The sequence below is a fragment of the Streptomyces sp. NPDC015220 genome (genome assembly GCF_043079345.1).
Classification (GTDB): Bacteria; Actinomycetota; Actinomycetes; order Streptomycetales; family Streptomycetaceae; genus Streptomyces.
Genome location: NZ_JBIBUK010000004.1, coordinates 40793 through 64657, shown reverse-complemented (window position 1 = coordinate 64657; position 23865 = coordinate 40793). Strand labels below are relative to the sequence as shown.

At 72.2% G+C, this 23865-nt stretch carries 17 protein-coding genes and 1 pseudogene; 7 read left to right on the top strand and 11 right to left on the bottom strand.

The genetic code is table 11. The features are described from left to right. Window positions 1–202 precede the first annotated feature (202 nt). Both ACF061_RS11855 and ACF061_RS11850 read left to right on the top strand, forming a co-directional pair. Complete coding sequence (locus tag ACF061_RS11855; RefSeq protein ID WP_392266693.1) at window positions 203–769, top strand: DUF4097 family beta strand repeat-containing protein; 567 nt, start codon at window positions 203–205, stop codon at window positions 767–769. Between the two features lie 325 nt (window positions 770–1094). Beyond that, on the top strand, window positions 1095–1745 hold the full coding sequence (locus ACF061_RS11850; RefSeq protein ID WP_392266692.1) for an HAD family hydrolase: 651 nt from the start codon (window positions 1095–1097) through the stop codon (window positions 1743–1745). A 273-nt stretch (window positions 1746–2018) separates the two neighbouring features. Here ACF061_RS11850 and ACF061_RS11845 read toward each other — a convergent pair whose 3' ends face one another. Both ACF061_RS11845 and ACF061_RS11840 read right to left on the bottom strand, forming a co-directional pair. Next, a complete protein-coding gene (locus ACF061_RS11845) occupies window positions 2019–3005 on the bottom strand; it encodes an NAD-dependent epimerase/dehydratase family protein (protein WP_392267033.1) in 987 nt (328 codons plus the stop codon). A gap of 303 nt (window positions 3006–3308) precedes the next feature. Beyond that, window positions 3309–4226 carry an SDR family oxidoreductase gene (locus ACF061_RS11840; RefSeq protein ID WP_392266691.1) on the bottom strand — a complete coding sequence of 306 codons (918 nt, stop codon included), beginning with the start codon at window positions 4224–4226 and terminating at the stop codon, window positions 3309–3311. Between the two features lie 283 nt (window positions 4227–4509). On the opposite strand from ACF061_RS11840, the gene ACF061_RS11835 reads away from it, so the two are divergent. Next, complete coding sequence (locus ACF061_RS11835; protein ID WP_392266690.1) at window positions 4510–5484, top strand: LysR family transcriptional regulator; 975 nt, start codon at window positions 4510–4512, stop codon at window positions 5482–5484. Window positions 5485–5814: 330 nt separating this feature from the next. Here ACF061_RS11835 and ACF061_RS11830 read toward each other — a convergent pair whose 3' ends face one another. The 5 genes from ACF061_RS11830 to ACF061_RS11810 form a co-directional block, all read right to left on the bottom strand. After that, window positions 5815–6711 (bottom strand): RNA polymerase sigma-70 factor, encoded by an 897-nt coding sequence (locus ACF061_RS11830; protein WP_392266689.1) that lies wholly within the window; start codon window positions 6709–6711, stop codon window positions 5815–5817. A 260-nt stretch (window positions 6712–6971) separates the two neighbouring features. Then, window positions 6972–8162: an NAD(P)/FAD-dependent oxidoreductase gene (locus tag ACF061_RS11825; RefSeq protein ID WP_392266688.1), complete on the bottom strand. Its 1191-nt coding sequence runs from the start codon at window positions 8160–8162 to the stop codon at window positions 6972–6974. A gap of 289 nt (window positions 8163–8451) precedes the next feature. Further along, the gene (locus tag ACF061_RS11820; RefSeq protein WP_392266687.1) at window positions 8452–9864 is read right to left on the bottom strand and encodes a hypothetical protein; all 1413 of its coding nucleotides are present in this window, start codon (window positions 9862–9864) and stop codon (window positions 8452–8454) included. Window positions 9865–11375: 1511 nt separating this feature from the next. Then, the gene (locus ACF061_RS11815; protein ID WP_392266686.1) at window positions 11376–12563 is read right to left on the bottom strand and encodes an FG-GAP-like repeat-containing protein; all 1188 of its coding nucleotides are present in this window, start codon (window positions 12561–12563) and stop codon (window positions 11376–11378) included. Between the two features lie 211 nt (window positions 12564–12774). Then, window positions 12775–13341: a CGNR zinc finger domain-containing protein gene (locus tag ACF061_RS11810; protein ID WP_392266685.1), complete on the bottom strand. Its 567-nt coding sequence runs from the start codon at window positions 13339–13341 to the stop codon at window positions 12775–12777. Window positions 13342–13429: 88 nt separating this feature from the next. On the opposite strand from ACF061_RS11810, the gene ACF061_RS11805 reads away from it, so the two are divergent. Then, a complete protein-coding gene (locus ACF061_RS11805; RefSeq protein ID WP_392266684.1) occupies window positions 13430–14344 on the top strand; it encodes an alpha/beta fold hydrolase in 915 nt (304 codons plus the stop codon). A gap of 246 nt (window positions 14345–14590) precedes the next feature. Here ACF061_RS11805 and ACF061_RS11800 read toward each other — a convergent pair. Beyond that, window positions 14591–14737 (bottom strand): annotated as a pseudogene (locus ACF061_RS11800) (AraC family transcriptional regulator); the annotation flags it as partial. 60 nt (window positions 14738–14797) lie between these two features. After that, entirely contained in the window at window positions 14798–15373 is a 576-nt protein-coding gene (locus ACF061_RS11795) for a hemerythrin domain-containing protein (protein WP_392266683.1), read from the bottom strand. Between the two features lie 915 nt (window positions 15374–16288). Between ACF061_RS11795 and ACF061_RS11790 the strand changes: the two genes are divergently transcribed. From ACF061_RS11790 to ACF061_RS11780, 3 genes are all read left to right on the top strand, one after another. Then, the gene (locus tag ACF061_RS11790; RefSeq protein WP_199808327.1) at window positions 16289–16456 is read left to right on the top strand and encodes a hypothetical protein; all 168 of its coding nucleotides are present in this window, start codon (window positions 16289–16291) and stop codon (window positions 16454–16456) included. 1159 nt (window positions 16457–17615) lie between these two features. Further along, window positions 17616–19712 (top strand): DUF4157 domain-containing protein, encoded by a 2097-nt coding sequence (locus ACF061_RS11785; RefSeq protein ID WP_392266682.1) that lies wholly within the window; start codon window positions 17616–17618, stop codon window positions 19710–19712. A 178-nt stretch (window positions 19713–19890) separates the two neighbouring features. Continuing rightward, window positions 19891–21318, top strand: coding sequence for an NAD(P)/FAD-dependent oxidoreductase (locus ACF061_RS11780; protein ID WP_392266681.1), 1428 nt, complete (start codon window positions 19891–19893; stop codon window positions 21316–21318). A 249-nt stretch (window positions 21319–21567) separates the two neighbouring features. Here ACF061_RS11780 and ACF061_RS11775 read toward each other — a convergent pair whose 3' ends face one another. Together ACF061_RS11775 and ACF061_RS11770 are read right to left on the bottom strand one after the other, a co-directional pair. Beyond that, on the bottom strand, window positions 21568–22878 hold the full coding sequence (locus ACF061_RS11775) for an alpha-glucosidase/alpha-galactosidase (protein WP_392266680.1): 1311 nt from the start codon (window positions 22876–22878) through the stop codon (window positions 21568–21570). Continuing rightward, entirely contained in the window at window positions 22875–23831 is a 957-nt protein-coding gene (locus ACF061_RS11770) for a carbohydrate kinase family protein (protein WP_392266679.1), read from the bottom strand. Before ACF061_RS11770 ends, ACF061_RS11775 begins: the two co-directional genes overlap by 4 nt. Window positions 23832–23865 lie beyond the last annotated feature (34 nt).

The following is a 23865-nucleotide window of genomic DNA, read 5'->3' as shown; positions in this document are numbered from 1 at the left end:
CGGCCGTGCGGCCTGGGCCGGGTGCGCGCTGCTTCCGCTCCTCGCGCTGACGGCCTGCGACCACGGCGGAGACCGACCACCCCCCGGGGCCGTCCGCAGCGAACGCGCGGGGGAGTTCCGGAGAACCGCTCTCGCGGACGGCAGCCGTCTCGTCATCACCACTCAGGGCGGTGTGCGGGTCGTCGGGACGGACGACGACAGCGTGACGGTGGATGACGCGACCCTCGCCCGTTGGGACGGGGACGGAGGCACGCACACCCTCGACCTGCCCTGCGACGAGGGCGATGACCGGGCCAGGGACAACTGCGGCGGGATGCCGCTCGTCCACGTGCCCGCCGGTGTCACCCTCACCGTGCGGGCCCGCGATGCCGGAATCGACGTGAGCGATGTGCGGGGCGAGCTGAGCCTGAGCACCGTCAACGGCGACGTCACCGTGCGGGACTCGGGCACGCAGGGGGCCCGCCAGCACCTGGTGACCCGTAACGGCTCCGTGCGCGCGACCGGCCTGGAGGCCCGTGGCGTGGGCGCCGAGACGGTCAACGGCGACGTCGACCTGCTGTGCACGACCTCGCCCGACACCCTCGACGGCGTGACCCGCAACGGCTCCGTGCGCGTGACCCTCCCGGCGGACGCCCCGCCGTACGCGACCGACGCGAGCACCGTCAACGGCCGCTCCGTCGTGGACGTTCCGGCCGCCGACTCGGCGGACCACCGGCACCGGCTGACCCTGCGCACCGTCAACGGCGACACCGAGGCCCACCGGGGCTGAGGGCGGAGCGGCCGAGCAGGAGCCCCGTCGGAGTGGTGGGCGCGAGCGGGCCCGCCGGGACGGTGAGCGCGGCGGCCCCGGGGACGCGGGGCGGCGGGGCCCAACCACCCCCGCCGGTCGGGCGGGTGAGAGGTGCGACGCGGCATGCGTACGGGCCAGGCGGGACACGGGGAGCAGGCCGGTCCCGGCTGCGCGGCAACCGTGACACCGCGCATCCCACCTCGCCGCACCGAGCCGTTCCGGCGCCGGGTTCGCCGACGGCGTCCTGGCCGGACGCCTCGAAAACAGCCCAGCCGCCTGACTGGTGAGGCCCTATGCTGCGGGGGTGATCAAGCCCATTGAACTCGTCATATTCGACTGCGACGGCGTACTGGTCGACAGCGAGCGCATCGCCGCACGCGTGCAGGTCACCCTCGGAGCCGAGTTGGGCTGGCCGCTGACCGAGGAGGAGGTCGTGGACCGGTTCATCGGACGCTCGCACGCCGCCATCCGCGAACAGGTCGCGGCCAGGCTCGGCGAGGCAACGGCGGCGACCTGGTCGGACAGGTTCGAGCAGCTTCACCGCGAGGCCGTGGACGCCGAACTCGCCCCGGTCGAGGGCCTGCCGGAAGCTCTCGACGCGCTCACCCTGCCGACCTGTGTCGCCTCCAGTGGCTCCCACGACAAGATGCGTCACACCCTCGGCCGCACCGGACTCTACGAACGCTTCTCGGGCCGCATCTACAGCGCCACCGAGGTCTCCCACGGCAAGCCCGCCCCCGACCTGTTCCTGCACGCCGCCCGACGGATGGGCGTCGATCCCGCGGCCTGCGCGGTGGTCGAGGACAGCGGGCCCGGCGTCCGCGCCGCACGCGCGGCCGGCATGCGATCCTTCGGTTATGCCGGCGGGCTGACCCCGGCCGAACGCCTCGAAGGCCCCGGCACCACCGTCTTCCACGACATGCGTGAACTACCCGCACTCATCGCCGGGCGATAGTCACCCCGTACTGTCTCGTCCACGAGTACGGCCGACTGCTCACGCACATCGGCCGGCTGCCCATCGACTCCACGAGCGCACGGGCCCACCGGCACGCCGCCGGGGGCCGGGCGCGGAGGGCGGACGGGTGGGGCGGGACGTGCCCACGGACGGACCATAGGAGCCGCAACCACTGGGTACCCAGGCGGAGTTGACCCGGTCGTGCCCGTCGATCGGGCGACCCTGCCGGGAAACACCGACGTCCCCGACAGGGTCGAGCTCGAGCAGGGTCGCTCAGCCGAGAGCCGCCAGGAGTTCGCGCTCCCTGTCCGGGGCGAGTCCCGCACGGCGGGGCCGGTCAAGTCCCTGCTCGCGTTCCCAGCGCAGGATGTCGGTCAGGAGCTCGGTGCGGGAGCGGTGGCGCAGCCCGGCGGCAGCGGCGGCGGATCCGTCGCGCGTCGCCCAGCCCTCCCATCCGGCTTCGACCAGCCACATGGGCAGTGAGTCGGGCCCCATGTACTGGGCCACTCCGTGCGAGAGGAGCCGCTGGGACGCGACGGTGACGACCGGCCCGGTGTGTCCGCCGACGCTTCGGGACAGCTCGATCCACTCGGCGAACGGCACGGTCGGACCGACCGTGTTGTAGACGCCCGTGGTCCGGTGTTCCGCGGCGTCGAGGAGCCATGTGGCCAGGTCGCGTACGTCGACGGTCTGCGTCGACATCTCGGGTGTGTCGGGGACGAGCAGCGGCGCCTGGGGGGCGCGGGCGGCGCGGGCGACCCAGTAGCCGGAGCGGTCGCTGTGGTCACCGGGTCCCCCGATGAGTCCGGCGCGTGCGACCAGGAGACGGTCGGCCAAGGCCGTCCGGGTGAGCGTTTCGCAGGCGGACTTGGCCTCGCCGTACAGCTCACGCCCGGCCTCCTCCTGGTCCGTGGCGGGCAGCAGGGCGGCGGACTCGTCCGCGCCGGGCTCGCCGTGCGAGGCGTACGCGCTGACTGAGGAGACGTAGATCCAGTGACGTGCTCGCGCGCCCAGGGCCTCGACCGCCTGCCGGACGAAGCCGGGTTGCCAGGACACCTCGAGCACGGCGTCCCATTCCCGGTCGGGCAGGGACGCGTACGCGGCGGGGTCGCGCCGATCCGCGGCCACCATGTCCGCACCTTCCGCCACGGGTCCGCTGTCACCACGGGCCAGGCACGTCACGCGGTGGCCCCGGTCGAGGGCCTGACGGGAAACCTCACGTCCCAGCCAGGCCGTACCGCCGAGGACCAGGATCTCCATGCGTTTCATGACTGAATGCAAGCAGCGCGGCGCGGCAGCGCCAATAGGCTTCTGCCACGGGCAGAGCGCGCGGAGGGATCAGCGACAGGGGGCAGCCCCCCTCTCGTGGTGGTCGGGGGCGACAGCGGCGACAGCCCTGAGCTCCCCGCACATGACCAATGCTCCCGCCGTCGGCATCGCCGCCGCCCGGGCGGGCCGTCGCACCGGCGAGCTCTTCCACGCAGTCGCCGACAAGGCGGGCCGGGGTGTGCCCCGGACGGCTGTACCGGGCCGGCCGGGGCATGCCCTCGCGCCCGCCACGTCTCAGGAAGCCTGGAGGGACTCCTCGAAGTAGTGCCCGGCCTCCATGTCCTCGATCAGCCCCGGGTGCTCCGGCCGCCAGTCCAGCAGCTCCCGGGTCCGGCTGCTCGACGTCGGGTTGTCCAGTGCCGCCATGGCTCCCAGGAAGCCGAAGTGGGCCTCGGCCTCCTCACGGGAGACGCCGACCACCGGTACGCCCACATGGCGGCCGATGGTCTGCGCGATGTCCCGGAACGGCACCCCCTCGTCGGCCGCGCCGTGCAGCCGCGACCCGGCCGGCGCCTTCTCCAGCGCCAGCCGGAACAGCCGTGCCGCATCCAGGGTGTGCACGGCGGGCCAGCGGTTGGCGCCGTCCGCGACGTAGGCCGACACGCCCTTGTCCCGGGCGATCCGCACCAGGCGCGGGACGAAGCCGTGCAGATCGAGCCGGCTGTGCACGGACGGGGAGAGCCGCACGACCGACGACCGCACACCACGCTCGGCCAGCGCGACCGCGGCGTTCTCGGACTCGGCGCGCGGGACCGGGGGCGAGGCCACGTCCGCCTCGGTGCCGAGCTGTCCCGGCGGAAGGGCGATCGCGAGCATCAGCGTGCCGGAGGTGACGACGAGGGGCTTGCCGGACCCCTCCAGCGCGGCCCCCATGGTCTCGACGGCGCGCAGATCGGTGGCGATCGCGCCCTGGTAGTCGGAGAAGTCGTGCTTGAAGGCCAGGTGGATGACGCCGTCGGCCGCCGCGGCGGCGTCGCGGAGGGCGCCGAGGTCGTCGAGGGAGCCACGGTACGCCTCGGCCCCGGCGGCCGTCAGAGCGGCGGCGGACCGGTCCGAACGGGCGAGACCGACGACCTGGTGCCCGGCGTCGAGGAGGTCGGAGACGACGGCGGACCCGATGTGGCCCGTGGCGCCGGTGACGAATACACGCATGGTGCGGTCCTTAGGAGGAGGAGAAGTGGTGATGAGGCCCCGGGGCGGCGCCGGCCGACGCCGACACCGGTGCCCGCCGTCCGCGGCTGCGCCGACACCGGTGCCGGTATCGGAGAGGCGACGGCAGCGGCCCGAAGCTGTCTCCATCGTCCGGACGAACCCGGCGGCACGTCCAAGGCTTGTTGTGCATCGCGCAATACGTTCGAGGCATCACCGCAGCTCAAGGAGTGTATGGGGCGGTGGCGCACGAGGCCGACCGGCCGCCCTGCGTTACGCTTCGGGCATGTCCGAGAAGCCCGCCGACCCCGGCCCGGCAGTGCCCGCTCCCGACCTCGATCTGCGGTTGGTGCGGTACTTCACCGTCGTCGCCGACCACCGGCACTTCGGACGTGCCGCCGAGGCCCTGCACATCACACAGCCGTCCCTGAGCCGCCAGATCCGCCGCCTGGAACAACTGCTGGGCGCCCGGCTGCTGGACCGCACCGCGCAGGGCGCTCGGCTGTCCGGGGCGGGGGAGGTGTTCCTGCCCCGCGCGAAGGCGCTGCTGCGCTCCGCCGCCCAGGCCGCGGCACTCACCCGCGCAGCGGCGCGTCCCGACCGGATCACCATCGGATACACCTCGGGACTCATCGCCACCCCGGCGGTACGCCGGCTGCGCGGCCGCCACCCGGACGCCGACGTGCGGACCCTGCATCTGAGCTACGACGACGCGCGGGCGGCCCTGCTCGACCACCGGGTGGACGCGGTGGTGACCCGGTTGCCGCTGGCCACCGACCGGCTGCACGTGACCGTCCTGTACGACGAACCCAGGGTTCTGGTGGTGCCCCTCGACCACCGTCTGGCCGGCCGGGAGTCCGTCACCCTCGACGATATCGCCGACGAACCCCTGCCCCGGATCAGGCGTTCCGATCCGGCCTGGAGCGCCTACTGGCGCATCGACCCCCGCCCGGACGGCCGACCGGCCCCCGACGGGCCGGTCGTCGACGCGGTCGAGGACAAGTTCGAGGTGATCGCCGCCGGTGAGGCGGTGGCGATCGCGGCCGGAGTCCGCGGTCACGGCTTCCGCCCCGATCTCACCACCGTGCCGCTCGAAGGCGTGGAGCCGAGCCATGTCGTCCTGGCCACCCGCGCCGAAGGCAACAGCCAACTGGTCGCGGACTTCCGCAAGCTGGCCCGGGCCCACCTCACGGCGCCCGGCGGCGCGCGAGACGGCGACAACGCGTCTGCGGCGAGTCGATCGAAGGGATCGACGACATGACCACTTCGCTGCCGCCGCGCCCGGCATCCGTGGCGGAGACCGCGTGGACCGGCCGGGCGACGAACCGGGCGGACCAGCGGTCCCGGACCGCCCGCCGCGGACGACTCCGGCAGGAACGCGGCCCGGCCCACCGGGCCTCCACGGAGGTGAACGGGTCGCTCCGGTCGGCGCGGTCACACCGACTCGCCGCGCTGCCGGGGCACCGAGAACCACCGGGCCAGGGTGGCCGCGAGGTCGAAGCGGAAGCCGGCGACGGGCAAGGCCGCTCGCCGCGCCCCACGAGGAGCGCCCCGGCGGCGTGAGCCGACCGCCGGCCGGTCCCAGTGGACGTCATCGCAGGGTGAGGGGGGTCTCGGACGCGACGCGGGTCAGCTTCTCCGGGTTGCGCACGTAGTACAGGCCGGTGACGCGGCCGTCCTCGACGCGGGCCGTCATGACGCCGTCGATCTCGTCGTCCAGGCGGAACAGGAGCCCCGGGCTGCCGTTGACCGTGGTCGGACCGAGGGTGATCGTGGCATCGGTCTTGCCGAGGCCACCGGCCAGGAAGCGGACCACCTTCTCGGCGCCGACGATCGGCCGCAGCGCGGCCTGCTTGATGCCGCCGCCGTCACTGACGACGACGACTTGGGGCGCGAGCACGTCGAACAGCCCTTGCAGGTCCCTGGTTTCCAGCGCACGCTGGAACGATGCCAGAGCCGCCCGGGTCTCGCTCACCGAGACCACGGAGCGGGGGCGGCGGGCGCCGATGTGCCGACGGGCGCGATGCGCGATCTGGCGGACGGCCACCGGGCTCTTGCCGACGGCGGCCGCGATCTCGTCGTAGCCGACGTCGAAGACCTCGCGCAGCACGAAGACCGCGCGCTCGGTCGGTGACAACGTCTCCAGGAGGAGCATCATCGCCGTCGACATGCTCTCGGCGAGTTCGAGGTTCTCGGCCACGTCCGGTGCAGTGATCAGCGGCTCGGGCAACCAGGGGCCCACGTATGTCTCCTTGCGGCGGCTCATGGTGCGCAGCCGGTTGAGCGACTGGCGGGTCGTGATCCGGACCAGGTAGGCACGCTGGTCGCGCACCGTCTCCAGGTCGACCCTCACCCACCGCAGCCAGGTCTCCTGTAGGACGTCCTCGGCGTCGGCCGCGGATCCGAGCATCTCGTACGCGACGGTGAAGAGCAGGTTTCGGTGGGCGATGAACGTCCCGGTCGCCGCCTCGGTGGCATGGTCGCTCATGTCTCGCTCTCTCCCTTCCGGGCGGCCCCGATCACCGAAGGCTTTCGAGGCGCGTGTTCACAGCGCAAGTCCCATTGGCCGGCAGCGGTTCGGCCGGCTCACCCGCGGCACACCATTTCTCGCTCATGGGACCGTGGAAGAAGCCAGGTGTGTCCGCGCCCGCGTTCAGGGCGCCGCCCCACGCGTGCGGTCCGATCCGTTCACGGCCGACCCGACCGGCCACCGTGGCCCAGGCCGGGCCGCAAGGCACGGCTGCCCGTTTATCGTGTCGCCGGAGCCGGGCGCTGCCCGGCCCGCAGCAGCCGTCCGCGCTTGTCGTCCTTGAACCCCCAGGTGAACGATCCGGGTCTGCGGGCCTCGTCCACCAGCTCCCTGACGACACCCTTGCAAGCGCGCTCCTTGATCGCCGCGGCAAGGCGTCCGCCGATGTAGTACCTGTTCGCGGTGTCGTCCTTGGCGGCGATCTGCACGGTGGCGGCCCGACGGCCCAGCGCGACGCACTGGCCGAAGTAACCCACATTGATCTCCTCGGGCAGCGCACCCGCGATCCGGGCCAGCACCGTGTCGGCGGCATGCGCTCCCAGCGGACGAGCGGTCTGGCAGCTCATTCGCAACGGCATGTCAGACGGCGCCGCCGAATCCCCGGCCGCGACGATGCGCACGTCATCCACGCTCGTCAGGGTCTCGTCCGTGAGCAGGCGGCCCAGGGCGTCGGCGCTCAGCCCACTGCGCGCCGCCAGGTCCGGCACACCGAACCCGGCGGCCCAGACGGTCACCGCGCTCGGCAGCGCGCGGCCGACACCGAGCCGCACGGTGTCGCGCGTCACCGCCGTCACCTTCGTGTCCGGGCCTTCGAGCACGTTCACACCCAGCGCCGCCAGCCGCTTGGCCACGGAACGCCGCACCCGCGGATGCAGATACGGGCCGAGCACCCCGCCGCACACGAGGGTCACGGAGCGGCCGGCCTCCGCCAGCTCGGCGGCGAACTCGATGCCGGTCGAACCGGCTCCCACCACCGTCACCGTGGCCGTCGCGGGAGCGCTGTCGACGGCTGCCCGCAGCCGCTGTGCCTCCTCCAGAGTGGCGACCGGGTAGGCGAACTCCGCCGCTCCTGTGGGCAGGCGCCGGTCGTCGCTGCCACTGCCCACCGCGTAGATCAGGTAGTCGTAGCCGATCGCGTCGCCGCTCGCCAGTGCCACGTCGCGCCCGGGAGCGTCGATCCGTACCGCGGTGTCGACCACCAGTTGGACGCGCTCGCTCAGGACCTCCCGGTAGTCGACGACGGCCGGGTGCGATCCGCCCACCACCTGATGCAGACGGACCCGCTCGACGAAGGCCGCACGCGGGTTGATCAGAGTCACTGTCACGTCGTCGCGCTTCGTCAGGCGATTGGCGGCCATGACGCCGGCGTACCCGCCGCCGATCACGACCACTTCGGTGTTCTGGGTCATGGTGTCCCCTCTCGTTCCACGCGGTTCGGGCACAGGACACCGGCTGATCCACGCGTGTGACGGCATGTGAGGCAGGTCACTCCGCGGGGTGCGGGCACGGCAACGGAACGCTTCGGTCGAAGGGGATGCGACGGAGTGCGGCGGAGATTGTCGGCATCGCGCCGCGGCGGCCGGTGGCGTGGCTCGCGGACCGGCGCGGTGGGCCCCGTTCCCGCCCCGGCCGACGGCGGCGGTCGGCGGGGTGGTCCGGTGCCCGCATCGCAGGGACCGGACCAGCCGTGTGCCGGGGTCAGCCGAGGTTGAAGGTGTGGCGGTATTCGAGGTGGGGCTCGAGGGCGCTGTCTATGCCGCTGAGGCCCAGTCGCTCGTCGACGGTGACTTCCGTGACGTCGGAGGGGACGGCGAAGGTGGCGGTTCCCCGCAAGAGGTTCTGGTGCATGACGGGCGGTGCGTCGAAGACGGGTGTGGCGGCGGGGGTGTAGGCGGTGCCGTCGGGGCCGGTGAGGGTGATGGTCACGTCGCTGGTGGGGTTGGCGGGCGGGTCCAGCAGGGCGTCGGGGAAGTCGATGTAGGGCTCGACGGCGATCCAGCGCTGTCCGGCGGGGGCCAGGCCCAGGGCGCCGTCCGCGGTGCCGTCGCCGTCCTTGTCGTGGCCGTCGTCGATGAGGGAGACGGTCAGTGTGGCGCCGACGGCGGGCTTGTAGTAGTCCCTGTCGCCGTAGTCCGCGTCGTAGGCCTTGACCCGCCGGCTGTCCTCGAGGCTGAGGTCCTTCAGGGCGAATCGGGCGTCGGTCTTGCCGATGTGGGCGCCACGACGCAGGTCGTACGAGCTGGTGGTGTGGAAGCTGTCGGTGAGGGTGAGGGTGACCGGGGCGCTCTCGTCGGGTACGTCGACGGCGATGACGGAGCCGGAGGTGTCCTCGCGCTCGGTGTCGATGACGGGAACCGGTTCGGCGCTGCCCACGGTCACGGCCGCCTTCACGGTCGCGCCGTGGGTCGTGGTGAGGTCCAGGGAGGTGAGCAGGAGCTGGTGTCCCTTGGCCGGCTGGACGCGGACGCCTTCGAGAGTGATCTCCTTGGCGGTTCTTATCCCGTTGTCGTGCGCGGTCGCTGCGGCGGTACGGAGCGTGGGCTCCGCGGCCGCGGTCAGGCCGGTCAGCTCGCTGTCACTGGAGAGGGTTCCGTGGACGGCCTGGCCGGAGCCGAGGGTGCCACTCTTCGTGGTCGGGGGCAGAGGATGCGCCCGCCCCTTGGCGTCGATCAGCGAGGACGCCGTCGCCAGCACGTCGTCCGCGTCCTTGAAGCGCAGGCCGTCCTTGGGCAGGGGAGTGGCGGTGAGCCCGGAGGCGGCATCCGTGGCGTCGGTGGTCGTGTCGACGGACTCGGTGAGGTAGGCGACGCCGTTCTCGTGGAGGTAGGGGCCGCAGGCCACGGTCGGCTGGACCGCGACCTTGTCCGCCCCGTCGGCGGAGCCGTCGTGGGAGCCGAGGAGACCGCAGGTGACGGGACCGAGGGCGTTCGCCGCGGCCCGGGCGTCCTTGACCGCCGGGTCGAAGTACGTGGCGGGAAGGGACAAGGGCTTGCCGTCGAGCACCAGGCTGCGCGGCGGGGCTTCGGATTCCCCGTGCCCGGAGGAGCACGCGGCGCAACTCAGGGCCAGGGCGGCGGTGAGGGCTGCTGCACGGATGGTGGTGGTGCGCATGGAGATCGGCTCTCTTGGTTCTCGCGGACGTTGCCGCGGGGGTGGGGATGGACTCGCCTGGTGGAACAGGACCTCGTGACGGACCGAGGCGCTGCCGACGGCAGGGCCGGGCCGTGAAGAGGCGCCGAGTGAGGCGCGGAGCCCTTGAAGGGGGAGGCGTCGGACGGCCCTGGCCCGGGCGCGGGTCCGTGAGGTCACGTCCCCCGAGCACGTGCGGTTGGCCTGACCGGCCGTCCGCCGCCTTCGCGGACGGGACTCCACGGTGGTTGCCGCCGCGGACGACGCGCCTTTGCCGGTCGCCGTCGGCTCCGTGGCTCAGGGGGACTTGGCGGTGCCGTCGCCTCTGGCGCCGTCGCCGTCCCGCGTGACCGTCGGCGTGGCCGGGGTCGTGTCGCCGTCGGTCGTGTAGCGGGTGACGTCGTAGCTCACGTGAGCGCTCTGTCGAGTCGCCGACGTCGGGCCACGTGTCGGCGTCCGCGGCGTAAGCGCGCACCGGGGCGCACATCGCCCGGAGTTCGCGGTCGGCGTGGACAGCCGCTTGGGGCATCGCCGGGGCGGGCCGCGTCGGATCCGCTCGCCGCGGTGGCCGACGCCGCTACGGCGGCGCCCGCACCCGTGGCGGGCAGGGCGAGGGGACCACGGAACGCACGAGGACGCACGGCACTCCCCCAATGAGGCGACGAGGGTGAACGAAAGACCGGGGCACCGACGAGACGCACGGGGTCGGTGGGGCTCAGCCGTAGGGCGGTGAGCTTCGAACGGTGATCTTCACCGGACATGACCGGTCGCGCAAGGGCCGTGCCCGGTAAGCGACCCAAGGTCCATAATGTGCAACAGACGTGGAGCAGTTGTGCTCATAATGTGAAACCCGCAGGTGGTCGACGTGGAGCGGATTGCCGCTCCACGGCCGTGGAAGTCGACTGCCGGTTGTCCGACCGTCCGGGCAGGGGTACGTGGCATACGGATCCGGGATCCGCGCACGCGGCGGCTCACGCTCTTCCCGCCTGGCCGGGGAAGCCGATGGCGGACGGCACGTCGGCTGTGGCCGGCCCGGTCGGCCGCGCTCCCGCGTCGCCGACGCCCCAGGACGGCATCAGGTTGTGGGACGTGCGGGCCGCGCGGGTGACGAGGACACGCGCCGAGATTCGACCACCGACGCCATGGGCTCGGGCACCACGCCGGGCAATGTCACCGATCACGCTTTCCGCAACCGCAGCAATCTCGAGTCGGTGATCCGGACCCCGACTTCGTGCTCTCCAACCACACCCGCGCCGCAAGTCCCACGCCCCCCAGAGACACCGGCGCGCTCACAGGCGGTCCCGCAGTCGACCATCGGCAGACGGTCGCCGGTGGCGAGGCGTCGTCCGACGCCACCGACGCCGACGGCGAGAAGACCACCTTCACGCACGGCACCGCCGGCGACACCGGCACGGTCGCCCAGACCGGGCGGCGGCAAACGACCACGGCCCCTCCGAGGGCCTTCGCCCGGAAGCGAAGGCCCTCGGGGTGGATCAGAAGGCGCCGCTGTCCAGGCCCCACCAGGTGGCGTTGTTCCGCTCACCCGGCCGCAGACCGCCCGTGCCCAGCCCCTGGTACTGGACCAGCCAGTCGCCGCTCGTCGCGAGAAGGTCCGCACGGCCGTCGGCCGACCAGTCGCCGACGGCAGTGAGAGAACTCATGGCGTTCCAGCCGCCGTTGCCGATGAGCACGCGTGACCCGATGGACCCGGTCCTGCCGGGGTAGAGCCACAGCTTGCCGGTGGACGCCTCGCGGCCGATCAGATCAGGGCGGCCGTCACTGTTCATGTCCCCGGCGCCGACCAGGGCGTTCATGCCGTTCCAGCCGCCGTTGCCGATCAGCTTGCGCGTGCCGAGACCACCGGAACCGGTACCCGGGTAGAGCCACAGCCTGCCCGTGGACTTCTCCACGGCGACGAGGTCGGCTCGGCCGTCCCCTGAGAGGTCGCCGAACGCGGTGATCTTGGACATGCCGTTCCAGCCGCCGCTGCCGATCAGCTTGCGCGCGCCGAGACCGCCCGAACCGGTGCCGGGGTAGAGCCACAGCCTCCCGGTGGACGCCTCACGGGCGATGACGTCCTCGCGGCCGTCGCGGCTGAAGTCACCGTGCCGGGTGAGGGCGTTCATCCCGTTCCAGCCACCGGAGCCGACCAGACGGCCGGTGTCGTCACCGGGCAGGAACCACAGGCGCCCGACTCTGTCGCGGACCAGGAGGTCCGGCCTCCGGTCGGCGTTCATATCGCCGAAGCCGGACGACTTGGGCGCGGTCGCCGCGTACCAGTAGGGGTAGGCGGGCCCTTCGCACTCCCGCACGGTGCGGACGAGCTTCAGCGAGCTGAAGTCCGGGTCCATGCTGGTGGGGTAGGTCTCCCGGGGCTGGAAGGTGCTGTACCCGTGCTTGAGACCGTAGTCGGGCTCGTCGTAGAGACAGGCGATCAAGGATGAGCGGTTGATGACCGTGCGGAAGCTGTTGTCCCACGTGCCCAGCGTCGCCTTGCTCGTGTTCGCCTTGAACATCTTCGAGCCTGTGCCGTAGTCGTCCTTCCAGGCGCAGAAGTACCCCGAAGGGCAGTCGCTGACCGCGGCTTGCGCAGGTGCGGCGCCCGCACTGACCAGGCCGAGCGAGGCAAGCCCCAACGTCGTGGCCACGGAAGCCAGGCGCCGGAGCAGTGTTGTGCGCATTCATTCCCTCCCTGTCGCGGCGCACCGAGCTTTGGAGTCGCGCCGCGAGGTGGACCGTATCCGCACCCCTGGTCCACCTGCCGCGCGGGTCAGCCCTTCCGGAGCGATTCCACCGGTCGGCCAGAACCTGAGTGCCGGTCGCGACGCGCCGTCACAACGGTGACCGGGCGTCTCGGGGGAAGTGGGCCATGGCCCAAGTCGACCGAGGCGGTCAGGCGGAGCGGTGGCGCCGGTAGTGGCGGGCGACGCGGACGCGGTTGCCGCAGCGGGCGGCTGAGCACCAGCGACGGCGTGGATGCGCGGGCAGGAACAGCAGGACACAATCCTCGGCCGCGCACTGGCGGACCGTGGCGACCGACGGATCGGTGAGCAGGTCGGCGGCGGCCTCAGCCAGCCAGGCCGTCAACTGCGCGACGGTCGGTCCGGTGCGGCGGCGGGTGGCGGTGACCGTGGTGCCGTTCCAGTGCAGTTCGCGGACGGCGGGCGCGGCGCCCTGGGCTCGGGTGAGCGCGTCCAGTGCTCCTGACGGGGGCCGTTCGCCGCGGCGGACGCGGTCGAGCGCGTGGGCCGTGTGCGCGCGGACTCCGCGCACGGCTTCCAGGGCGGCGTCGGTGAGTTCTGCGGCGGCGAACTCTCGTGCCTCGGGAGACCGGTCCGCCTCCAGGAGCAGCCAGGCACGCAGCTCGTCCGGGCCGGTCAGCAGGTCACCGACGGAGGGATGGGTGTTGACCAGATCCAGAGCCAGCGGCTCCCCGGTCAAGTGAACGGGACCACTCATGTCTCTAATGGTATCCAAAGAACTTGACCCGTTAGTCAATCGGACGGTACATCTAATGCATCATCAGCATGTGAAGGGATTAGCTGTGATGGCTTTACCGGTCGCCCGCACCGTCCACCGACATCTCGAGGTCGATGGCGTCCGTGTCTTCTACCGCGAGTCGGTTCCCGACCGCCCGGACGCACCTGTGCTTCTCCTGCTGCACGGCTTCCCCTCGGCCTCGCACCAGTTCCGCCGTCTGATCGACGTCCTGGGCTCCCACTACCGCCTGATCGCCCCTGACTACCCGGGTTTCGGCCACACCCAGGCCCCGCCCGGCTTCGTCCACACCTTCGACCGCCTCGCCGGCATCACCGAAGGCCTCGTGCGCCGACTGGGCCTGACCCGCTTCGCGATGTACGTGTTCGACTTCGGCGCCCCGGTCGGCTTCCGCCTCGCCGAGCGGCACCCCGAATGGATCGCGGGCCTGGTCGTGCAGAACGGAAACGCCTACCAGCAGGGCCTGTCGGACGCGGCCCGCGCCTTCATCGCGCTGCGTCCCGACACCCCGGGCGCCGAGAAGACCGTCCGCGACCTGCTCACCCTGCCCGGCACCCGCCGCCAATACGAGACCGGTGTCCCCGCCCCGGAACTGCTGGCCCCCGACGGCTGGACCCTCGACCAGCACTTCCTGGACCTTCCCGGCCGCAAGGACGCTCAGGTGGCGCTGGCCTTCGACTACCGGTCCAACCTGGAGCGCTACGACCAGTGGCAGTCCTGGCTGCGTACGCGCATCCCGCCCACCCTCATCACCTGGGGCGTCGGCGACCCGTTCTTCACCGAGGCCGGAGCCCGCGCCTACCTGCGCGACCTCCCCGACGCCGAACTCCACCTCTTCGACACCGGCCACTTCGCCCTGGAGACACACCTGGCCGAGATCGCCCCGCTCATCGCCGACTTCCTCGACCGCACCTGGAGCACCGGCTATTCCGCCGTCGCCCACCGGAGTGAGGACCGGAAGTGAGCGCCACGCAGCCGTCCACCCCCGGGGACCGGACGAGCCACCCGCCCCAGGAACCGGCCGAGCCACCCGTTTCCGGACGGAGGATGACGGGCGTCCGCATCACCCGGCCCTCACACGACCTCGCCGCCGCGGAACGCCTCTACGCTGGCGACCAACAGCGTCGTCCACGCCGTCCCGCCCCCCGGGTATCACCGCGCCATGCCAGATGAACGCGGACACGGTACGCACCTGAGGGCAGCGGGACGCCCTCGATGAGATCGCCGCGTGCTGGGCGAGGCAGTCGAGACAGGGGCTCGCCGAGCCGGCGCAGGCCCGTTCGGGGGTGGCGGCGAACCGTGCACCGAGCGGCTCGGGCACACTGCCCGGCGGGTACTGGGCCTGGCCGTCGCTGCGGGCGTACCTCAAGGCCGACGGGCTGCCGTTCTGCCACCGGACGAGGCCCATCGTGCCGCGTCAGCTCTTGCTGAGCGCGTCCTTGACCCGGTCGACCATGGAGGCGAAGGGACCGGTCATCCACTGCGCGGTGGGGGAGCCGGCAGCCATGGGGTGCGGATGCGTCGGCGCCACCTTCTCCACCGCCAGCAGCCGTCGGCCCATCTTCTCCAACTGGTCCTCGGAACAACCGGCGCGTACGGCCGGGAACTCCTCCGTCTCCTCCTTCTCCGCGTGCTGGAGGACGGACTGCTCGAACCGCTCCAGAAGCGATTCGAACTCGGCGCTGCTGACATCCATCTTCTCCAGCTGGGCGAGGACCTTGTTGGCCTCGGCCTCCTCCGCGTTGCGGGCGTCGGCCACCGCCTTGCCCGCGGTGTCGGCGGAAACCGGTCGCACGATCATCTCCTCGGCGGTCTCATGGACCGCGAGCAGCGACCTCAGCTCGTCGAACGCGTTCTTCCTGGCCTCCCCACCGGACTGTTTCACCTGGCCGAAGAGCTCCTTGATCCGGCCGTGCTGCCCCAGCAGGACCGCCACCACGTCGCCCTCGGGCAGGCGCGCGGCCTGCTCATGGTCGTTCTGCGCGTCACCCATGGTCACCATTTCCGTTCTCTCGGCGGATCACCTCATGAGTGACCCGGTCAAGGTCGGCGCTAACGGCGCATGCGCCGATTGCGTCCAGTCGCATGCCGGGCTCGCCCTGTCGAGGGCGCGAACCGCTTCCTGCGCAGAGGTGCGGGAAGGCCGGCCCGGCGCTGCACACGACCCGGCCCCCCGACACGACCGGGCGGCGAGGTCTTCGCCTGACCGGGCCCGGCAGCGGGACGAGGTGGTCGCCGGTCGTTGCACACTTTCGGGTGACGGCCGGGACACCTGTGAGGTGGCAGGGACCGGCGCACGCGGGAGGGGGTCCGGCCGGCGGGCTGTGACCGTGAAAGCAGCGGCGAAATGTGTCATGCCGACTGCCGGCGGGCCGAACCAAGAAGCCGGCACCGGACGTGTAGATGAACGCGTCGACCCTCCCGCCGAACGCCTGCCGGATCCGCTCGGCCACGCCCTCCCCGTACACGACGGGGACGACACCGCGATCCTTCGACCAGGCGTGGTCCCGTTCGCTCGCCGGCCCGATCACGGTGGGGCCGCACCGCCGCGCGAGCTGCACCGCGAGCGATCGACGCCGCCCGCAGCGCGTCGATCCCGCCGTCTTCGTGGGAGCGCACCGCCTTCACCGCGTGATCACCACACCTCACCGTTGGGACGAGTCTCGGACGGCCGAGCGCTGGATGGCCACACATCGACCGTGCCGGCGCAGTCAACGGTGCGGAAACGAGACTGTGTTCCCTGCGGCTCCGTCGGCAGTGACGACGCCCGCGCCGGCTTCGGCCTCGCCGACGACGATCCGCCCCGGTCCGCGCCGACGGGCCCAGTGGCGCTGGAGGCGCGGTCGTACGTCTGCCGGGGCCGTGGCGGGGCATACGGGCTTCACCCTTCGTGAGAGGAGCTTGGCTCATGCTCGGCATAGTCGCGGCAGTGCTGTTCTTCGTTTCATTCCTGATCAACGCCGCAGATCTCAGTACCAATGATGTGTTCTCTTCGACGAACGTCATGCTGCTCGGACTGACCGCTCTGGCCCTGCACGTGGCCGGCATCGGCTCCGGCTGGGCCCGCAGACGCTGATCCCGTGCCGCGGACCTGGTGACAGTTGGTCACCAGGTCCGCTCACGCCTCGACAGCACGCGGTCCTGGACGCGGACCGGATCCCTCGCCCGGCCGTGCCTGACCAGGCTTTCGGCTCGGGCTGCCGACCGTGCGCCGGCTCCGAAGAACGACGGCAGGGACGCCGAGGGCTGCCACGAGGGCGTCGAGGATCCGGGCGGGCGTGGGCAGGTGGCCGGCGAGCGAGGTGAGGGACGACATCCTGGGCACCCTCCGCAGGGTCCTGCTGGACCACCCCGAAGCTGCCCGCCTGATGAAGATGTCCATGTGTCTGGATGGTCCACGGTGACGTGTTCCGCGAACCAGACATCGGCCATCACCGGCCACGTCGAGACCGAACTCGGTGATTGAGCCGCCCCGTCAATTCTTGACGGAGCGGTATGCGCATACTGGGAATGGCCCGCCGATCCAATGGCGGGCCATTCCCATGCACGGGGCCGGTCGCGCCGCGAAGCGGCGCCACGCCCGTGCGCGATGCCCCCGCGATAACCGCCCGGTGTGCGGGGGCGAGCTGCGCGATCACCTGCCGCCGGGGGCCCGCCGTTGCTGCCCGCGGCGCCGCAGCGCCGGGGCGGTGTCGAAGGCGGGCCGGTCCGCCTCCCACGCGACCGGTTCATCGGCCAAGGGGTTCCGCCCCTTCCTCCGGGGCGCGGATTCGCCTACAACGGGTAGGCGGCGCATCCTGGTCGGCAAGCGGGCCGACCAGGCGCCACAGGGTGGGCGCGGCACGGTGGGGGCGCGGTGGAGGGCAGGGCGATGGAGGGTTCGACGGCCAGGACCGGGGCGCGGCATGAGGGCCCGGCCGGTGCACACAGGACGATCACGCGGCCCGCTCCGGAGGTCTCCGTGGCCGCGCGCCTGGCCCATCTCCAGTGCGCAGTGGGCAACGCCGCCGTCGTACGACTGCTGGGAAAGCCAGCGGCTCCCGGGGACGAGGCCCCGGGGACACCGGATCCTGCCCCTTAGGCCCTTCCTCCGGGACGCGGTCTTCGCCTACAACGGGTGGGCAAGGCAGCCTAGTCGCCAGGGAGGACCGCCTGTGCACTCCGTCGATCGGGAGCACCGGAAGGCCGGCGAACGGACATCGGGCACTACGCGCCGGACACAACCACCGACGACCATGAGCAGTGCGTGGGTGCGGCATCTGCAGCGCGTGGCCGCGGACGGGGCCACCTCCTCGTCCGCCGGAGCCGGCCGGGAAACCGAGGCCGCCGGCCAGGCCCAGGCGCAGCGGGCCGCGGTGGACGAGGGCCTGCGGTCGCCGGCGCGGCCCCTCGACCCCACGCTGCGCGGCGAGATGGAAGAGCGGTTCGGCGGCGCCGACTTCAGCGGCGTACAGGTGCACGACGGTCCCGTGGCGCAGCGGGCGGCCGCCGCGGTCGAGGCCAGGGCGTTCACCAGTGGCGCGCACATCGTCGACGGCGGGGGGATGTCCAAGAAGGACTGGGCGCACGAACTGGCGCACACCCTCGACCAGGCGGCGGGACCCGTACCGGCCACCGACAACGGCGCGGGCCTGCGCATCTCGCACCCGAGTGACCAGGGCGAACGCCGGGCGGAGACCGCGGCCGAGCGGGTCATGGGCGCCCCGGCGCCCGTCCAGCGCCTGCCCGCCGAGCACGGACACCCGCATGAGGACGCGGAGCACGGTCACGCGCGCCCGCACGCCGGCCCGGCGTCCGTCCAGCGGGCGCGCCAGAGCGCGTCGACCGAGGACGGCGCCGCCGAGCAGCAGGCCACGGGGGCGGAGGCCATCGCCCGCCTGAGCCAGTCGATCGAACAGCACACGGTCCAGAACAAGATGAAGAAGAACGTCTTCGCACCGGGCACCTGGTGGCCCGAGCAGTGGATGGTCATGGGGCCGGCCCGGCTCAGGAAGACCCTGGACCGGCGGGTCATGCGCGGCGAGGTGTTCAGCAACCAGGACCTGGACGACATCAAGCACCTCTCCGAGGCGAACCAGCGGTGGCTCGAAGAGGTGGGCATCGGCACCTACGAGCAGGCCGAGAGCTATACCAAGGGCCGGTTCGACGACTGGCTGACGCTTCCCGCGGGCAAGCGCGTGCTCACGGCCACCCTGGCCGTCCGCGCCAACCACCCGGCCGTGCGTGAGGCGGGCCGGGCCACGCCGATCTCGCCGGACTACACGCTCGGCCGGTTCATGCTCACCCAGTCGCCCGGTACCTCCGCGGAGGAGAAGCGGGACCTGGAGCGGGAGCGCGACCAGCAGATCCGGGAGACGGCCGTCGACACCCTGCACCCCGCCGGGATACCACCTGAGCGCCTGCACCCGGACGGCATCCCCGCGACGGGCCCCACGACGGCCAAGGGCAAGGGCAGGAGCACCGCGCCGGACTACGCGGCGCAGGACGTGCGGGCCCGCGAGATGCTCACCAAGGTGCTGCTCATCCTGCAGAACGGGCTGAAGCTGTACGACCCGAAGGCCGGCGCGCACGTGGCCGACTACGAGAAGGACGTCATCCGTGCCCTCGCCCATGGGGGACGGGTCAACATCCGTATCCCCGCGCTGAGTTCCGCGGACGCACCGGCCTACTCGCTGCCGGAGTTCCTGGGCGTGACCCAGGACGACCGCACCAACGCCCGAGCGGGGGACGTCGTCGACCGCGGCTTCGCCACGCACCGTACCTCCATCGGGACCAACAAGGAGGGCAAGCCCGGCGCGTTCAAGGAGAAGGGCGGACCCTTGGCGTCGCTCACCAACATGGTGTCCGTCGGCGCCGACCGCCCGGACCTGTGGGGACAGAACATCTCCGGCGGCGGCCTCGGCTCCAAGGACTGGAACGGGGACGTGGTGCTGCCGAACGGGTCGCACGGCCACATGCTGCTGGTCCACCACCGGCCGACCACGAGGAAGGACGGTTCGCTGCAGATCGGCATCGAGACCCTCGCGCCGCACGCCACCAGTCCGGTGGGCTACCAGCACGACTTCCGCTCCACCGAGGCCACCGCCAACCCGGAGTCGGTCCTGCACGGCCACAAGGGCGACAAGGTCGGCTCGGGCGGACTGGGCAAGAACGAACGCCTGGTCGAGCTGGGGGAGATGGGCAGGTCCCACGCCAGCGGGGACTGGCGCGTCTTCCTGGACGAGATCAAAGCGCAGTGGGACGCCGCGCTGGCCGAGACCGAGGACGGCTCCCAGGAACGGCGGGCCCTGTACCAAGGTCTCGTGGGCCCGCGGACACGGCCGGGATCCTGACCCGGCCCCGACGTACTGGCGGACCTCCCGGGCCGGGCAGCGCCCGAGGCAGCGGACGGTCACCGCTGTGCCTGCGGCGTGCGCCGGGTGACGTAGTCGATCGCGGGCTGGTGGAAACGCACACCGTGCGCCGGGGTCGGTGATCTCCGGCGCGTGTGCAGACTTTTTGGAGGAGACCGTGCGGTTACACCCCGCCCGTGTTGTCGTCATCGGTGGCAGCGTCGCCGGCATGCTGGCCGCGGCAGCCGTCAGGCCTCATGCCGCGTCAGTGGAAATCATCGAGGCCCACGAACTGGGTGAAGGCCCCGTGCCTCGCACCGGCGTCCCCCAGGCCGCACACATCCACTTCCTTCAGACCGGCGGCGCCGAGGCGATCGATGCCCTCCTGCCCGGCACCACGCACCGGCTGCTGGCCGTGGGAGCACATCGCATACCGGTGACCACCAACATGGTCATCCACGCTCCCGAGGGCTGGTACCGCCGCTGGCAGCGCGCCACCCACCACGTGATCACGGCGAGCCGGGACCTGATCGACTCCATCGTCCGCGAGCAACTGCTCGAGAGCGACCCCAGGATCACGGTCCGCCCCCACACCAGAGTCGTGGGCCTGCTCGGCGACCGCCACACCATCACCGGCGTGCGTCTGCGCACCGCCGACGGCACCCGAGCGGAACGCCACGCGGACCTGGTCATCGACGCCTCGGGCCGCACCTCCCGGCTGCCCCGGTGGCTGGCCACCCTGGGCATCAGCGACCTGGCCCGGGACGTCATCGACTCCGGCCTCGCCTACGCCAGCCGCATCTACCGGGCCCCCGTCCCCACCCACCACTGGCCAGTGGTCGGAGTGCAGGCCGATCCCCGCCTTCCTCGCCCCGGCAACGCCGGCGGCATCCTGCCGATCGAGAACGACCGCTGGCACGTCAGCCTCATGGGAGCCCCCGGCGCACACCCCACTCGCGACGCGGACGCCTTCGAACCCTTCGCCCGCACCCTGCGCCACCCCGTCATCGCCGACCTGATCGCCCGCGCCGAACCCCTCAGCGACGTCCGCGTCACCCACAGCACCGCCAACCGGCGCCACTACTACGAGCGCCTCCCCTCCTGGCCCGAAGGCCTGCTGGCCCTGGGAGACTCCGCCGCGGTCTTCAACCCCGTCTACGCGCAAGGCATATCGGTGGCCGCCCAAAGCGCCCTCGCCCTGCGCGAAGCCCTCGCCACCGGCTCAACCTCAGGATCGGCCCGCCGCGCTCAGCGGGCCATCGCCCGTCCGGTCGACAGCGCGTGGGCCCTCAGCACCGGCCAGGACATCCACTTCTCCACCACGAAAGGCAAAGCGCCCAGTCCTCTCGACCGACTCCTCCACCGCTACGTCAGCCGCCTGTCCCGTACCGCCACCGGTTCCTTCCACGCGGCCACCGCCCTGACCGACGTCCTGGCACTGAAGACGCCGCCCACGTCCCTCGTCAGGCCGGGCGTACTCCTGACAGCCCTCATCGGCCCCCTGCGTCCGCACCTGGACGGTCCCCCGTTCACCCCCGCCGAACGCGCCCTCCTCGCCCTTCTCGACGAGCCAGGCGCGTCCACCGGGCACACGGCCGCTCGTTGACCGGGGCGGCACCGACCCGGCCGGCGGCGTCCGGGCCCGCGGGAACGGCGAGGTCCACCACACGCGGCGGCCGGTATCGCGCGGGGGAAGGCCCGTGCCGCACCGGGGCAGCCGTGCGGCACGGGACTACGCCTTCGGACCCGGAGGCCGATGTGGCGGACGGAGGCGGAACGCCCCCCTCTCGTCTTTGGGCGCGGCGACCGCGCCGGCCCGGCGGCGGCCGGGGCCCGCTGCCCGGCCGGCGGCCGGTCAGGGTTCCAGGCGGCCGCGCAGGCCCGGCTGGAGGCGGTCGCCGTGGGCGGTGACCATGTCGTCGCACAGGCGCCAGATCTCATCCACCGTCAGCGTCGCCGCCGTGGCCGGGTCGGTCATCGCGGCGTGCCTGATGTGCCGGGGCTCGTCCTCGATCGCCGCCCGCACCACCAGGTCGTTGGCGCTGAGGTACGTGCGGTTGAGCGCCGCCAGCTGGGGCGGCAGGGAACCGACGCGGGTGGGCTGTACGCCCAGCGAGTCCACCAGGCACGGCACCTCGACCACGCCGTGCGCGGGAAGGTTGTCGATCAGACCGCGGTTGGGGACGTTGCCGTAGATCGTGCGCGGGGTGCCGGTGACCATGCTGTGGATGACCTGGGGCGCGTACTCCATCGTGCCCTCGACGGGGATCGGGGCCCCGGCGGCCAGCGCGTCGCGGGTCTTCTCGTACTCGGCCACGTTCTCGTCGACGATCCTGAGGTACTCCCCGATCGGCAGCCGCAGGCGCTCGACCTCGCTGGTGTGGTGCAGGTACCAGGGGACGTACTCGGAGGAGTGCTCGCTGGTCTCGGTCGGGTAGTGGCCGAGCCTGCGGTACATGTCGACGCGGACCCTGCGCCGCAGCTGCTCGTCGCCCGCGATCAGCTCGTCCAGCTTGGGGTAGAGGCTCTTCCCCTGGTGCTCGAAGCGCAGCACCCACGCCTGGTGGTTGACGCCGGCCGCGTGGTAGCTGATCTCCTCGTAGGGGACCTCGACCAGTTCGGCGAGGTCGCGCATGGTCCAGTAGACCGAGTGGCACAGGCCCACCACCCGGGTCAGGCCGGTGGCCTGCGTCAGGTACTGGACGTTCATGGCCATGGGGTTGGTGTAGTTGAGCAGCCAGGCCTGCGGGCAGACCTCGGAGATGTCGCGGCCCAGCTCCTCGAGGAAGGGGAAGGTGCGCAGGGCGCGGAAGATGCCGCCGATGCCGAGGGTGTCGCCGATGGTCTGGCGCACTCCGTGGCGGGCCGGTACCTCGAAGTCGGTGCGGGTGGCCTCGCCCATGCCGATCTGCACGATGTTGATGACGAAGTCGGCGTCCGCCAGGGCCTCGCGGCGGTCGGTGTGCGCGGTGACGGTGGGGCGGGCGCCGAGGGTTTCGGCGATGCGGGCGGCGGCGGCGTGCGCGGTGGCCAGGCGCTCGTCGTCGATGTCGTGCAGCGCGATGTGCGCGCACTTCAGCTCGTCGAACGCGAAGAGGTCGGCGAGCAGTCCCTGGGTGAAGACGACGCTGCCGGCGCCGACGAAGACGATCTTGGGTGTGGTCATGCCGGGATCTCCTCGGTCTCGGGAAGGCGGGTGAGGGCTTCGTCCCACATGGGCTGTGCGGCGGTGCCGCCGTGGGCTCGGGTGGACAGGGCGCCGCACACCGCGGCGAAGCGCAGCGCGCGCGGCAGGGGCATCTCGTGGAGGAGACCGGCGATGAATCCGGCGTCGAAACTGTCGCCGGCGCCCACCGCGTCGAGCGGCTCGACCGTGATGCCCCGGGTGGTGAAGAGGCGTTCGCCGTCGTGGCACAGCGCGCCGTCGGCGCCGTTCTTGACGACGGTGACCGGGCCTCGGGCGGCGAGCCGCGCGGCGGCCTCGGCCGGGTCGGCGGTGTCGGTACGGGCCAGCCGCCGGGCCTCCGCGGCGTTGGGCAGCAGGAAGTCGGTGTGGGCCAGGACGGCGTCGAGACCGGTGGGCTCCCACTGTCCGGCCGGGTCGTCGTTGGTGTCCACGGAGGTGGTGGCGCCGTGGTGGCGCGCGGTGCGCAGGAGTTCCGGGAGCGCGGTCGCGAGCCGGGGCATCAGGAAGTAGGAGGCGGAGTGGACGTGCCGGGCGGCGCCCAGCAGGGCCGGCGGCACATCGTCGGCCGTGGTCGCGGCCAGGGTGCCGGGGGAGGTGACGACGGCCCGGTCGTCACCGCGGGTCAGCGCGACGGTCAGGGGCGTGGCCAGGCCGGTGTCGAGCGTCAGCGCCCCGGTGTCGACGCCGTGGGCGGCGAGCTGGTCGCGCATGTAGCGGCCGGCGTCGTCGTCGCCCACCCGTCCGGCGAAGGCGACCTTCAGGCCGAGGCGCGCGGCCCCGCAGGCGACGATCGCGCCGGATCCCCCGATGGTGAGGGTGCCGCTGGGCACCAGCTGTTCGCGCTGGCCGAAGGCGAGCGGGGTGTCGAGCGGGCCGATGATGACGTCGGGGTTGGCGTCACCTATGACGAGCAGGTCGAAGGTGTGCGGCATCGCGGAGTTTCCTGCCTGGGTGGGGTGTCGGGGC

Coding starts and splice junctions, on each gene's coding strand:
- ACF061_RS11815 (WP_392266686.1), bottom strand. CDS start 12,563: ATGCGCACAACACTGCTCCGGCGCCTGGCTTCCGTGGCCACGACGTTG.
- ACF061_RS11830 (WP_392266689.1), bottom strand. CDS start 6,711: ATGAGCGACCATGCCACCGAGGCGGCGACCGGGACGTTCATCGCCCAC.
- ACF061_RS11775 (WP_392266680.1), bottom strand. CDS start 22,878: ATGACCACACCCAAGATCGTCTTCGTCGGCGCCGGCAGCGTCGTCTTC.
- ACF061_RS11840 (WP_392266691.1), bottom strand. CDS start 4,226: ATGCGTGTATTCGTCACCGGCGCCACGGGCCACATCGGGTCCGCCGTC.
- ACF061_RS11825 (WP_392266688.1), bottom strand. CDS start 8,162: ATGACCCAGAACACCGAAGTGGTCGTGATCGGCGGCGGGTACGCCGGC.
- ACF061_RS11845 (WP_392267033.1), bottom strand. CDS start 3,005: ATGGAGATCCTGGTCCTCGGCGGTACGGCCTGGCTGGGACGTGAGGTT.
- ACF061_RS11785 (WP_392266682.1), top strand. CDS start 17,616: ATGAGCAGTGCGTGGGTGCGGCATCTGCAGCGCGTGGCCGCGGACGGG.
- ACF061_RS11805 (WP_392266684.1), top strand. CDS start 13,430: ATGGCTTTACCGGTCGCCCGCACCGTCCACCGACATCTCGAGGTCGAT.
- ACF061_RS11795 (WP_392266683.1), bottom strand. CDS start 15,373: ATGGGTGACGCGCAGAACGACCATGAGCAGGCCGCGCGCCTGCCCGAG.
- ACF061_RS11835 (WP_392266690.1), top strand. CDS start 4,510: ATGTCCGAGAAGCCCGCCGACCCCGGCCCGGCAGTGCCCGCTCCCGAC.
- ACF061_RS11770 (WP_392266679.1), bottom strand. CDS start 23,831: ATGCCGCACACCTTCGACCTGCTCGTCATAGGTGACGCCAACCCCGAC.
- ACF061_RS11810 (WP_392266685.1), bottom strand. CDS start 13,341: ATGAGTGGTCCCGTTCACTTGACCGGGGAGCCGCTGGCTCTGGATCTG.
- ACF061_RS11790 (WP_199808327.1), top strand. CDS start 16,289: ATGCTCGGCATAGTCGCGGCAGTGCTGTTCTTCGTTTCATTCCTGATC.
- ACF061_RS11820 (WP_392266687.1), bottom strand. CDS start 9,864: ATGCGCACCACCACCATCCGTGCAGCAGCCCTCACCGCCGCCCTGGCC.